At 40.1% G+C, this 12681-nt stretch carries 14 protein-coding genes; 10 read left to right on the top strand and 4 right to left on the bottom strand.

All coding sequences use genetic code 11. The features are described from left to right. Position 1 precedes the first annotated feature (1 nt). Positions 2 to 898: a formyltetrahydrofolate deformylase gene (gene purU, locus QMN06_RS06630; RefSeq protein ID WP_281969351.1), complete on the top strand. Its 897-nt coding sequence runs from the start codon at positions 2 to 4 to the stop codon at positions 896 to 898. Positions 899 to 907: 9 nt separating this feature from the next. Here purU and QMN06_RS06625 read toward each other — a convergent pair whose 3' ends face one another. Next, positions 908 to 2125, bottom strand: a complete 1218-nt coding sequence (locus QMN06_RS06625; protein ID WP_281969350.1) for an acyl-CoA dehydrogenase family protein — start codon at positions 2123 to 2125, stop codon at positions 908 to 910. A 130-nt stretch (positions 2126 to 2255) separates the two neighbouring features. Between QMN06_RS06625 and yaaA the strand changes: the two genes are divergently transcribed. Both yaaA and QMN06_RS06615 read left to right on the top strand, forming a co-directional pair. After that, positions 2256 to 3032, top strand: coding sequence for a peroxide stress protein YaaA (gene yaaA, locus QMN06_RS06620; protein ID WP_281969349.1), 777 nt, complete (start codon positions 2256 to 2258; stop codon positions 3030 to 3032). After that, positions 3032 to 4273, top strand: coding sequence for a DUF2863 family protein (locus tag QMN06_RS06615; protein WP_281969348.1), 1242 nt, complete (start codon positions 3032 to 3034; stop codon positions 4271 to 4273). The genes yaaA and QMN06_RS06615 overlap by 1 nt, the downstream gene beginning before the upstream one ends. Here QMN06_RS06615 and QMN06_RS06610 read toward each other — a convergent pair. Genes QMN06_RS06610 through QMN06_RS06600 form a run of 3 tightly spaced genes read right to left on the bottom strand, consistent with a single transcriptional unit; the run spans position 4262 to position 6731 of the window. Then, the gene (locus tag QMN06_RS06610) at positions 4262 to 4738 is read right to left on the bottom strand and encodes a hypothetical protein (RefSeq protein ID WP_281969347.1); all 477 of its coding nucleotides are present in this window, start codon (positions 4736 to 4738) and stop codon (positions 4262 to 4264) included. The genes QMN06_RS06615 and QMN06_RS06610 overlap by 12 nt on opposite strands. 17 nt (positions 4739 to 4755) lie before the next feature. Then, entirely contained in the window at positions 4756 to 5730 is a 975-nt protein-coding gene (locus QMN06_RS06605; protein WP_281969346.1) for a CoA ester lyase, read from the bottom strand. 14 nt (positions 5731 to 5744) lie between these two features. Beyond that, on the bottom strand, positions 5745 to 6731 hold the full coding sequence (locus QMN06_RS06600) for a malate dehydrogenase (RefSeq protein ID WP_281969345.1): 987 nt from the start codon (positions 6729 to 6731) through the stop codon (positions 5745 to 5747). Positions 6732 to 6818: 87 nt separating this feature from the next. On the opposite strand from QMN06_RS06600, the gene QMN06_RS06595 reads away from it, so the two are divergent. The 7 genes from QMN06_RS06595 (at position 6819) to gltA (ending at position 12672) form a co-directional block, all read left to right on the top strand. Beyond that, on the top strand, positions 6819 to 7565 hold the full coding sequence (locus QMN06_RS06595; protein WP_281969344.1) for a GntR family transcriptional regulator: 747 nt from the start codon (positions 6819 to 6821) through the stop codon (positions 7563 to 7565). Between the two features lie 171 nt (positions 7566 to 7736). Next, entirely contained in the window at positions 7737 to 8162 is a 426-nt protein-coding gene (gene sdhC / locus QMN06_RS06590) for a succinate dehydrogenase, cytochrome b556 subunit (protein ID WP_281969343.1), read from the top strand. 7 nt (positions 8163 to 8169) lie between these two features. Further along, complete coding sequence (gene sdhD, locus QMN06_RS06585; protein ID WP_281969342.1) at positions 8170 to 8535, top strand: succinate dehydrogenase, hydrophobic membrane anchor protein; 366 nt, start codon at positions 8170 to 8172, stop codon at positions 8533 to 8535. Further along, positions 8536 to 10314, top strand: a complete 1779-nt coding sequence (gene sdhA, locus QMN06_RS06580; protein ID WP_281969341.1) for a succinate dehydrogenase flavoprotein subunit — start codon at positions 8536 to 8538, stop codon at positions 10312 to 10314. A gap of 10 nt (positions 10315 to 10324) precedes the next feature. After that, positions 10325 to 11032: a succinate dehydrogenase iron-sulfur subunit gene (locus tag QMN06_RS06575; protein ID WP_281969340.1), complete on the top strand. Its 708-nt coding sequence runs from the start codon at positions 10325 to 10327 to the stop codon at positions 11030 to 11032. Beyond that, positions 11029 to 11286: a succinate dehydrogenase assembly factor 2 gene (locus tag QMN06_RS06570; RefSeq protein WP_281969339.1), complete on the top strand. Its 258-nt coding sequence runs from the start codon at positions 11029 to 11031 to the stop codon at positions 11284 to 11286. The genes QMN06_RS06575 and QMN06_RS06570 overlap by 4 nt, the downstream gene beginning before the upstream one ends. 75 nt (positions 11287 to 11361) lie before the next feature. Next, positions 11362 to 12672 carry a citrate synthase gene (gltA, locus tag QMN06_RS06565; protein ID WP_281969338.1) on the top strand — a complete coding sequence of 437 codons (1311 nt, stop codon included), beginning with the start codon at positions 11362 to 11364 and terminating at the stop codon, positions 12670 to 12672. Positions 12673 to 12681: the final 9 nt, after the last annotated feature.

Genomic DNA, 12681 nt, shown 5'->3' with positions numbered 1-12681 from the left:
TATGAATACATTATCCACAAACCCTCCAAATTCGCCACATCCAGGTTATATTTTGACAATCATCTGCCCAGACTGTCCCGGGATTGTCTATGCAGTAAGTCAATTTTTATTTGAGCAGCAATGTAATATCGCCGATTCTGCGCAATATACGGACCCTTTCTCAGGTCGTTTTTTTATGCGTATTCATTTCGAGCAAATAGAAAAACCTTTACAGTTAGCTCAAGTCAAAGAGAATTTTTCTATTATTCAAAACCGTTTTCAGATGGATGCAAAATTTTATAATTTGCAGCAACATCCTCGTGTACTAATAATGGTTTCTAAATTTGGACATTGTTTGAATGATCTTTTATTTCGAACTAAATCAGGTAGTTTACCGATTGAGATTGCTGGAATTGGATCGAACCATCATGATTTCAATGATTTGGCAAAGTCATATCAAATTCCGTATCATTTTTTTCAAATTACTTCTGCTACAGATGAGCGCAAAAATGATGTAGAACAGCAGTTACTTGATTTAATTGAAAAAGAAAATATTGATTTAGTCGTTCTTGCACGTTATATGCAAATCTTATCACCTAAATTATGTGAAGCTTTAACAGGAAAAGTCATCAATATTCATCATTCTTTCCTACCTAGTTTTAAAGGGGCGAAACCTTACTTGCAGGCCCATCAACGTGGGGTTAAATTAATTGGTGCGACTGCGCATTACGTTACGACAGATTTAGATGAAGGACCTATCATTGAGCAGGAGATTTCGCGCGTTAATCACTCCATGACACCAGACCAGCTTACGGCGATTGGTAGGGATGTCGAGTCAATGGTTCTGGCAAGAGCTATTCAGTGGCATGCCGAGCACCGTATTTTATTAAATGGCAAAAGTACGGTGATATTTCAATAGCATTGCCAGTTATAAGGATTTACCAAGCTCAATTTTTGCGATAGCGGCCCGATGCACTTCATCGGGTCCATCCGCTAATCGCAAAATACGTTGCCAAGCATAATGGTAGGCGAGCTCAAAATCCTGACTGACGCCGGCACCGCCATGGGCTTGGATAGCCCAGTCAATAATTTTTGCAGCCATATTGGGGGCAACCACTTTAATCATTGCGATTTCTGCTTTTGCTACTTTATTTCCGGCAACATCCATTGTATGAGCTGCTTTAAGAGTTAAAAGACGCGCCTGATCGATCATGCATCTTGATTCAGCGATACGCTCATGCCAGACACCTTGCTCTGAAATAGGTTTGCCAAAGGCAACACGTTCTTTTAAGCGCTTGCACATAGACTCTAGAGCGCGCTCTGCGGCGCCAATGGAGCGCATGCAGTGGTGGATTCGTCCGGGACCTAAACGACCTTGAGCAATTTCAAAACCACGACCTTCACCGAGCATGATATTGCTTGCAGGAACACGTACTTGGTCGAGAATTACTTCCATATGTCCATGAGGAGCATCATCATAACCAAAAATAGATAATGGACGAACTACTCGAATACCAGGAGTATTTGACGGTACGAGGATCATGGATTGCTGAGTATGGCGTGGCGCATCAGGATCAGTTTTACCCATAACGATATAGATTGCGCAACGAGGATCACCAGCGCCAGAAGACCACCATTTACGACCATTAATGATGTATTCGTCACCATCTTTTTGAATACTGCATTGAATATTGGTAGCATCACTTGAAGCAACATCAGGTTCTGTCATTAAAAAAGCTGACCTTATCGTACCTTTTAGGAGCGGCTCTAGCCACATATCCTTTTGGGCTTCCGTACCATAACGTTCAATAGTTTCCATATTGCCCGTGTCTGGCGCATTGCAATTAAAAACTTCTGGAGCAATATGTGAGCGACCCATGATTTCGCATAAAGGAGCATATTCAAGATTATTAAGCCCCTCAGGAGCACGGTTAGAGCGCGGTAGAAATAAATTCCACAGACCCGCTGCTTGTGCTTTAGGTTTTAATTCCTCAATCAATTGGGTTGGTATCCAAGCGTTACCTGCTTGACGGTTGGCAGACACCTCTTCATAAAAACGATGCTCATTAGGATAGATATGCTCATCCATAAAACTTAACAAACGTTGTCTTAATTCTTCTACTTTGCTTGAATATGTAAAATCCACAAAATTCCCCTCATGTCAATTGATTAATTGTAAACTGATAGAGCATTCATTAAAGGAATCATTTTCTCTATGAGTGATAAAGAAGTCTTGATATAAATATAATTAACTTAATTACATTATTATTCATCATATGTTGATCATCTTATCTCCAGCAAAAACTTTAGATTTTGATGAGTTTGAGTTGTCTTTGCCAAACACCTTACCTGAGTTTATTCCTGAGGCGGGTCAGTTAATTACTGTGTTAAAAAAACTCTCAACTCAAGAAATTGCCTCCTTGATGACTTTATCTGACAAATTGGCTGCATTAAATGCGGCAAGATATTCTAGTTGGAGCAAGACCTTTACTAGTAATAATAGTAAGGCTGCCTTGTTTGCGTTTAACGGAGATGTTTATGAAGGTTTAGACGCGACATCTTTGAATAAAAAGCAATTAGATTTTGCTCAAAAGCATGTTCGTATCCTTTCGGGTTTATACGGCGTATTAAAACCACTCGATTTAATGCAAGCTTACCGTTTAGAAATGGGCACTCGCCTCCGAAATAAACACGGCGGTGATTTGTATAGTTTTTGGGGATCAAAAATAACTACATTTATTCAAGCAGAATTGGCTAAACAAAAAAAACCGATGTTACTAAATTTAGCATCTGAAGAGTACTTTAAAGTCATCCAAGCTAAAGAATTAGGGTATCCGATTATCTCACCCGTATTCCAAGATGAAAAAGATGGTAAGTTCAAGATTATTTCATTTTACGCAAAACGTGCCCGAGGATTAATGGCGCGTTATGTGATTCAAAATGCAATTCAAGATCCAATCAAATTACAAGATTTTGATTTTGAAGGATATCAGTATGTTGAAGGACTATCGAAGGCTTATCAACCTGTTTTTCAGAGAAAGCAACAAAAATAATGGCTATCTCAAAATCTTCTATTAAACCTGTCTTATCGACAAGGATACCTACTAAATCAAGAAATACTCCTGAGGTTGAAAAATTAGTTTCTGAGGCATTAGCTCTTGCTGCTTCTGGGAGCAAGGTGGAAGATAATTTTTGGGAAAAAAAATTATTTGAACGCCTGAATCGATTACTCAGTAATCAAAACCAAGCTGTATTGGATGCCGCATTAGATCAAACCTTTAAATCCCAAACGGCAGCATTTGAAATACTCGCTGATGCCATTGAAACAGCCTCTGAGTCCTTAGTATATGAATTAGATGGCAAGCACTATGAAGTTTTGCTTTTGGCAATACCAATGATTGCTCAAACTCGATATGCAATTCCATCGGGACCGATTCGGACTGGTTTAATTGCTGAAACGGTTGAGTATTTAAAAGAATTTATTTTCACTAAAGAAATTCATTTATCCATTGTTCCTTGGTTATATAGCATTGATCAAATTCCACAGTCTCATAGTCAGACTAGAATGTTATTGGAGAAAATGGCTAAATCAGCAGTTGAGCAAGCAGATGTTGTGTATCAATTAAAAGAGATGCCAGAAACGATTCCTGTCTTAGCTGACCCACGTTTCATTCTTTGCGCAGTTGCCGTAGAAATTGGTCAACCCATGTTTATTTGGCAGGCGGAAGAGCCCCTTCGCTTAGAGCGGAGCTTGGCCCTTAAACAGTGGCAAGAGTCGATGCATTCGGTTTTGTCCGAATTACTACCTGGATGCGAGTTTGAAATTTTATTACCCGATGCTTTTTTCACTAATTGTCGAGAGGCTGATAAGCGGGTAAGACCGCTGAGTCTCACAGCTGCAGTCAATTATTTAGAGTCATCACTTGGTGTAACTCCACCTGAGCTTTCTTGTGTTGTAGCTCCATTTGGTCATGAGATTACTGATGAGTTTCGTGTTTCTTTTGCAATTAAGGGGCATCCCGAAATTATTTATGGAGTAGTGTGGCCACTTTATGACCGTGAAACAGTTTCGATGGATGATATAGAAAGTAGTGGGGATGGAAACACCACTATCGAACTAATTTCGGACACACTTCATTTGGCGGGGGTGGGTGATGTATTTAAACATGCGATGTTATTTACGCCAGAGATGTGTGAAGATTGTGGAGTGCCCTTATTTCCAAATCGATCAGCTGAAGTAGTTCATGCTGAAATGCCCGAAGACACTCCAGCACAACAATTGCTATTTCATTAAATCGACTTGTTTTGATTGATCAACTACTGCTAAATCAGGGTGTTTACAGTAGTCGAGTAAGCGTTGTCCAGCTTTGCTATCAAATAGCATCGCTTTGCCAGGAATAATAATCCAATCAAGACGATGCACAATGTCTGAAAACCGAGAAACGCCATTCAGGGCTTCTATACCATTCATTGTGTAGAGTTTTTTATTGTGCAGAAACAGGTATTGACTCCCAGCCTGGGCCGTTTTCACTTTGACATTATTCTCACAAGTCCAAACGGTCTCATTCCCAGATTTAAGCATATCAAACTTTTTTTCATCCTCAGATGAACTTACTTTAGGAGGAGTTTGATTAGTATTTTTCTTTTGGGCATAGGCATCTGATTGATATGCCAATAAGGTGGCACATACAAATACGCCCACAATCAATAAACGAGTGAAGTGATATGCGGATTTTATTTGGTACTTTTGTGTATTCAAAAAATATTTAAACATTGTTAATTAAACCAATCTAAAGAGTTTAGCTGCGAGAAGTTTTTCCCTGAGCTTTTTGCGCGTTGTAAAACCATCCAATAAAAACGATAACTTGCTCTATCGTGAAGCTTTCCATCATATTGTATAGGACCCCAATGGGCATTTTGTGCTGCCAGAAGAATCTGAACTGCCTCATCCACTTGTTGATTTTGTGGACTGAATGCTTCTACAATAACAGGTATTTGGTTTGGATGGATGCTCCATTTGCGAGTGTATCCAAAAAAGTCCTTAGCCTTAAGGCAATCATCTCGAATTCGAGCCACATCATGAATTTCGGTACACACATTATGCGAAGGCGTGATTGCAAAACGATGACATGCAGCAGATATATCCAACATTGCACGCTGAATCAAGGGGTGGTTAAATTGATCGACATTCATAGCACTTGCTGGAATAGCACCATAGTGCGCAGACACAAAATCCATTAAACCGAAGCTTAGACATTCTATTTGAGCCAACGAAGCGATATGCATTGCATCTGCTAGCGAAGTATGTGTTTCGATTAATACATGAATCGGAATCAGAGTAGTGACTTCATGTTGAGCTGCTTTGGAATTAATTTGTTCAATTAAATGACTTACTTGAACAGCTGATTCGACTTTTGGAATAGTGATGTAGGCCAGTCGGTTACCACATTCCTTAATCAGTATTTCGATATCTTGTGTGAAGAAGGGGCTTTGTGGATCATGCACTCGAACCCCGACCCTAGCAAATTGGTTTTCTGGACTATTGATAAGACGAGCCACCAAAAAAGCGTGCTGCTCTTCTTCGCCCATTGGAGCACCATCTTCACAATCGAAAGTAATATCAAAGCAAGGCCCAAGCTCTTGTTGCAAAGCGAGGGCCTTTTTCATACGAACTTCAGTACCACAATAGTGGTCGCAGACTGGTAAGGATTTGGGAACCCTACCTTCGAAGAGTACTTCAGATGGCTTCATCAATTTGCCTTAAATTACAAAAGATGCTTAACTCCATCTTGCTCTTCAAGCAATTCCTTTAACGTAAAGTCCATACGTTCGCGAGAAAACTCATCAACTGGAAGATCTTTAATTACCGTGTACTCACCATTCTCACAAATAACTGGGAAGCCATACATTACCTCCGCAGGGATACCATAAGAACCATCAGATGGAACACCCATCGTGACCCATTTACCATTGGTTCCAAGGTGCCAATCGTGTATATGATCAATCGCAGCATTTGCTGCAGAGGCTGCAGAGGACAAGCCACGAGCTTCAATAATCGCTGCACCACGCTTACCAACTGTTGGCAAGAAAGTGTTTTTATTCCAATCTTCATCATTAATTAATTCTTTAATGGATTTTCCAGCGACTGAAGCGAAGCGATAGTCAGGATACATCGTAGGGCTGTGATTGCCCCAAACAACTAATTTTTCAATATCCGCTACAGCTGAGTTAGATTTAGTTGCTAGTTGAGATAAAGCACGGTTGTGATCTAAGCGCAACATGGCAGTAAAGTTTTTCGCTGGTAGGTCAGGAGCAGACTTCATTGCAATGTAGGCATTGGTGTTTGCAGGATTACCTACGACTAAAGTTTTAACCGTTCTTTTTGCCACCGCATTTAAAGCTTTACCTTGTGCAGTGAAAATCTGGGCATTGGCGGAAAGTAAATCTTTTCTTTCCATACCAGGACCACGGGGACGAGCACCAACGAGAACAGCATAATCAATATCTTTAAATGCCGTCATTGGATCGCCATGCGCAGTCATACCTTGCAACAATGGAAAAGCACAATCATCGAGTTCCATCATGACGCCTTTTAAAGCATTTTGGGCTTTTTCGTCAGGAATTTCTAATAATTGCAAAATAACTGGTTGATCTTTTCCTAACATATCGCCATTTGCAATACGGAATAAAAGAGAGTATCCAATTTGACCGGCCGCTCCGGTGACTGCTACGCGCAGGGGTGCTTTTGACATAACTAGCTCCAAAATGATTAAAAATAAAGGCTATTTGACAAAAAATGTTTCATTTTTTTATCTCACAGTGCATATATGATATCTATTATGGAAACTAAACATGACAATTCATCAGAAAAACATCTTGATTTGCCACTTTATGCACAAATAAAACTCAAAATATTGATTGCTCTTGAGCAGGGAGTATGGAAAGCAGGGGAGTTGATACCTAGTGAGTTTGAGTTAGCATCCTTGTATCAAGTTAGTCAAGGAACCATTCGCAAGGCTCTTGATGAACTCGTACAGCAACAATTGTTGATTCGAAGGCAAGGAAGCGGTACTTTCGTTGCCACCCATCAAGAAGAGCAAAGTAAGTATCGTTTTTTGCATTTAGCAAATTCCTCGGGGGTGATTGAAGACTCTCAAAACAAAATCTTGCTTTGTAGCCATCAAAAAGCCCCAGAAGTCGTCTATTCACCTTTCAAAATGCAGGCTGATGATGTTTTTGTGCATATTCGTCGGTTAATGAGTTTTAATGACAAACCAATTGTTTTCGAAGACATTTGGTTACCTTGCCCACTATTTGGCGATTTAACACTTGAACTCTTGGAGAGCTGGACGGGTTCGATGTATGGCTTATTTGAAAGTCATTTTGGTGTTCATATGACCCATGCTAATGAGCGTATTCGAGCAGTATTGCCCAGTAATTTGGCCTCGGAATATTTAAAAATTGAACCGTTTGTTCCTGTATTAGATATTTTTCGGGTTGCCTACACATACGGTGATAAGCCAGTTGAAGTTCGTCAGGCTCAATATATCACTACGGAACATCACTATTTCAACCAAATTAGTTGATTGGTAATTGATAAAAAAACTCAAGTTTTTAAAAAATAATTCAAGAAATCTCAGGATATGACAAAATTACGTTATACAACTTTATATGTAAATTAAATTTACATATAAAGTTGTAAAAATTAAAATAGTAATTAGAAGTTTTATACAGCGCATACAATTAAAAGGAACATCATGTCTGAAACTGTCGATACGAGCCCCAAGCGAGCTCGCCGCGAATTCAAAAATATTGGATACGGGCAAATCTTAACTTCCTATAAATTACCTTGGTCAGGAAAAGTATCAATTATGCATCGCGCTAGCGGTGCTTTACTTTTTTTATCCCTGCCATTTATTCTTTATCTTTTTGATAAGAGCCTGACTTCTGAGCTCAGTTTCATTACCTTCTCCGAAGTCGTTGGTCATCCCCTCGTTAAATTATTTTTACTCGCCTTAATTTGGGCTTTTTTACATCACTTTTGTGCTGGTATCCGCTTTTTGATGTTGGATCTCCATAAAGGAATTGAGAAAACACAAATTCAAAAATCTGCTGTAACAGTACTGGCTGTGAGTTTATCTCTCACGGCGGTACTTGGGGCAAAACTTTTTAATTTATTCTGAGGTCAACATGTCAAAAAATAATATTGGTGCAAATCGACTTGTTGTCGGCGCGCATTACGGTTTAACTGAATGGTTATTACAGCGCGTTACAGCTGTAATTATGGTTATTTTTACGATTCTTTTTTTAGGGGTTTATTTGGTTTATGGCAATGCTAGTTATGAAGGTTGGGCCAGTCTATTTGCCAATCAACTCATCAAGATTGTTACTTTCCTGACATTATTAAGTCTTTTTTATCATGCGTGGGTTGGTATCCGTGATATTTGGATGGATTACATTGGTTCTGCTGGATTGCGTCTAGCATTACAAACTTTTACTGTGTTGTGGCTAGTCGGTTGTGCTGGTTACACTGCTCAAATTCTTTGGAGGGTTTAAATGGCAGCTATAAAATCAGCTATTCCACGCAGACGTTTTGACGTGGTGATTGTTGGAGCAGGTGGAGCAGGAATGCGTGCTTCTTTACAGTTGGCAGAAGCGGGACTTAATGTCGCCGTGTTGTCTAAAGTCTTCCCAACGCGTTCACATACAGTTGCTGCGCAAGGTGGTATTGGAGCATCTCTTGGCAACATGAGTGAAGATAATTGGCACTACCATTTTTACGACACGATTAAAGGTGCGGACTGGTTAGGTGATCAAGATGCTATTGAGTTCATGTGCCGTGAAGCTCCCAAGGTCGTATATGAGTTAGAGCATTTTGGTATGCCATTTGACCGCAATCCAGATGGTACTATTTATCAGCGTCCATTCGGTGGTCACACTGCAAATTACGGCGAGAAAGCTGTTCAAAGAGCATGTGCGGCGGCAGATCGAACTGGCCATGCCATGTTGCATACCCTATATCAAAGAAACGTCCGTGCGCGTACACAGTTTTTTGTAGAGTGGATGGCTTTGGATTTAATTCGTGATGCAGACGGAGACGTTCTTGGTGTTACCGCCATGGAAATGGAAACAGGTGACATCCACATCCTCGAAGCTAAATGTACGATGTTTGCAACCGGTGGTGCTGGCCGTATTTGGCAAGCTTCTACTAATGCTTTCATCAATACCGGTGACGGTATGGGTATGACTGCTCGTGCAGGAATTCCATTAGAAGATATGGAGTTTTGGCAATTTCACCCAACAGGGGTCGCCGGAGCTGGTGTCTTGTTAACTGAAGGTTGTCGTGGTGAGGGTGGTATTTTGCGCAACAAAGATGGGGAGCGTTTTATGGAACGTTACGCACCTACACTGAAGGATTTAGCGCCTCGTGACTTTGTTTCTCGCTCAATGGATCAAGAAATTAAAGAAGGTCGTGGCTGTGGACCGAATGGTGATTACGTTGTATTAGATTTAACGCATATTGGTGCTGAGACGATTCATAAACGCTTACCATCTGTTTATGAGATTGGTATTAACTTTGCCAACGTGGACGTGACAAAAGAGCCAATTCCTGTCGTTCCAACTATTCACTATCAAATGGGCGGTATTCCGACGAATATTCATGGTCAAGTGGTGGCACCGAAGAATGGTAATCCCAATGATATTGTCAATGGATTTTATGCAGTAGGTGAATGTTCTTGTGTTTCTGTTCATGGAGCAAATCGCCTTGGAACAAACTCATTACTTGACTTATTAGTCTTTGGTCGTGCTGCTGGTAATCATGTTGTTTCAACCGCTCTAAAGCAAAAAGAACATAAGCCGTTGCCTGCTGATGCAGCTGATTATGCGTTATCTCGAGTTGCTGCCTTGGATAGTTCTACCTCAGGTGAATATACCCAAGATGTAGCCAATGAAATACGTAATGCCATGCAAAAACATTGCGGCGTATTTAGAACGCAAAAAATCATGGATGACGGTGTCGTCAAAATGGCAGAGTTAACTGAAAAAGCCAAGCATATTCACTTAAAAGATAAATCTAAGACCTTTAACACGGCTCGTGTTGAAGCTTTAGAGTTAGCGAATATTGTGGAAGCTGCGAATTCAACAATGTACTCAGCAGCAGCTAGACAAGAAAGTCGTGGAGCCCATGCGCACGACGACTGTCCAGATCGCGATGATGAAAACTGGATGAAGCATACTCTTTGGTATAAAGAAAACAATCGTTTAGATTACAAACCAGTCAATCTACAGCCTTTAACTGCTGAATCTATTCCACCTAAAGTTCGTACTTTCTAAGAGGTTAATCATGAGTCAAAAGAGAATTTTTGAAGTTTATCGCTACGATCCTGATCAGGATGCGGCGCCACGTATGCAGACCTATGAGCTAGAGCTAGATGGTAGCGAAAGAATGTTATTGGATGCATTAATGAAGTTAAAGAAATTGGACGAGACATTGTCATTCCGTCGTTCATGCCGTGAGGGTGTTTGTGGTTCAGATGCGATGAATATCAACGGTAAAAATGGCTTAGCTTGTTTAACCAATATGTTAACTTTGCCCAATAAGATTACTCTGCGTCCATTGCCAGGTCTTCCAGTTGTTCGAGATATGATTGTTGATATGACGAACTTTTTCAAGCAATATCATTCAATTCGTCCCTATTTGGTCAATGACACTCCACCACCTGAAAAAGAGCGTTTACAGTCTCCTGAAGAGCGTGATGAGTTAAACGGCTTGTATGAGTGTATTTTGTGTGCATCTTGCTCAACATCTTGCCCATCTTTCTGGTGGAATCCTGATAAATTTGTTGGTCCAGCAGGTTTATTACAGGCTTATCGATTTATTGCTGATAGTCGTGATCAAGTTACAAGTGAGCGTTTAGATAATCTGGAAGATCCTTATCGGTTATTCCGCTGTCATACCATTATGAATTGTGTTGATGTCTGTCCAAAAGGCTTAAACCCAACTAAAGCAATTGGTAAGATTAAGGAATTGATGGTACGTCGCTCAGTATGATCGCTGATGCACAAACCCTTTCTAGACTTCGCTGGAGTGCTAGAAGGGGTTTACTTGAAAATGATTTAATTATTGAGCGTTTTTTTAATCGATATATCGATACATTGTCGATGGATGATGTCTTTGCCATGGATCAGTTGTTAGACCTAAGTGATAATGATTTGTTGGATTTGCTTCTCAAGAGGAAAGAGCCTGCAGGAGTTTTAGACAATCCTGATGTGATTAAAATATTACAGATGATGCGTCAATTGTAAAATTTGGTGGTTAAGATGAAAAGTAACTAGTTGTGATCTATTAATATAATGTTTTGAATGGAAGGAAATCCTGCAATGACCCCCTCTGAAATTAAAGCCACACTATCTTTCTCTGACGGCACACCTGCTATCGAAATGCCCATTTATAAAGGCACAGTTGGTCCAGATGTAATTGATATACGTAAATTGTATGGACAAACGGGTAAATTTACCTATGATCCAGGCTTTATGTCTACAGCTTCATGTAACTCAAAGATTACCTTTATTGATGGTGATAAGGGTGAGTTGCTTTATCGTGGTTACCCCATTCAAGAATTAGCTGAAAATTGTGATTTTTTAGAAAGCTGTTATTTGTTGATTAATGGCGAACTACCGAATGCTGAACAGAAAAAGTCATTTGATACCCTCGTTATGCATCATACAATGGTTCATGAGCAGATGCAGTTTTTCCTGAGAGGATTCCGTCGTGATGCGCATCCGATGGCTGTATTAACTGGTTTAGTTGGCGGAATGGCGGCTTTCTATCATGATGGCCTTGACTATAGTGACAAGAAGGTTAGAGAAATCGCGCAAATTCGCTTAATTGCAAAAATGCCTACCTTGGTAGCTATGTCTTATAAGTATTCTATTGGTCAACCTTTTATTTATCCAAAAAATGATTTGTCTTACACAGCAAACTTCATGCGTATGATGTTTGCTAACCCTTGTGAAGAGTATGTAATCAATGAAGTTTTGGTACGTGCTTTAGACAGAATTTTCATTTTGCATGCCGATCATGAACAAAATGCCTCTACGTCAACTGTCCGCTTGGCTGGTTCTTCTGGCACCAATCCATTTGCGGCAATTGCTTCTGGAGTTGCTTGTTTATGGGGTCCTGCACACGGTGGTGCTAATGAAGCTTGTTTACAAATGCTTGAAAATATTCAAGCCATGGGTGGCGTAGATAAGATTGGTGAATTTATTGCACAAGTTAAAGATAAAGATTCTGGTGTACGCTTAATGGGCTTTGGTCATCGTGTTTATAAAAACTTTGACCCACGTGCGAAGTTAATGCGTGAAACCTGTTATGAAGTTCTCAATGAGCTTGGTTTGCAAGATGATCCATTGTTTAAATTAGCGATGACATTAGAGAAAATAGCATTGGAAGATGAATACTTTGTTAGCCGTAAACTCTATCCTAACGTCGATTTTTACTCTGGAATTGTGCAGCGTGCATTAGGAATCCCAACAGAAATGTTCACTTGCATTTTCTCCTTAGCAAGAACAGTAGGCTGGATTGCACAATGGGAAGAGATGATTACCGATCCTGAGTATAAAATAGGACGTCCGCGTCAGTTATTTAACGGCTATCAAACTCGGTCAGTTTCACCTATTAACAAACGATAAACAAGGAGA

The organism is Polynucleobacter sp. SHI8 (assembly GCF_027944005.1).
GTDB lineage: Bacteria > Pseudomonadota > Gammaproteobacteria > Burkholderiales > Burkholderiaceae > Polynucleobacter.
This window is presented reverse-complemented; position numbering and strand designations above follow the sequence as displayed.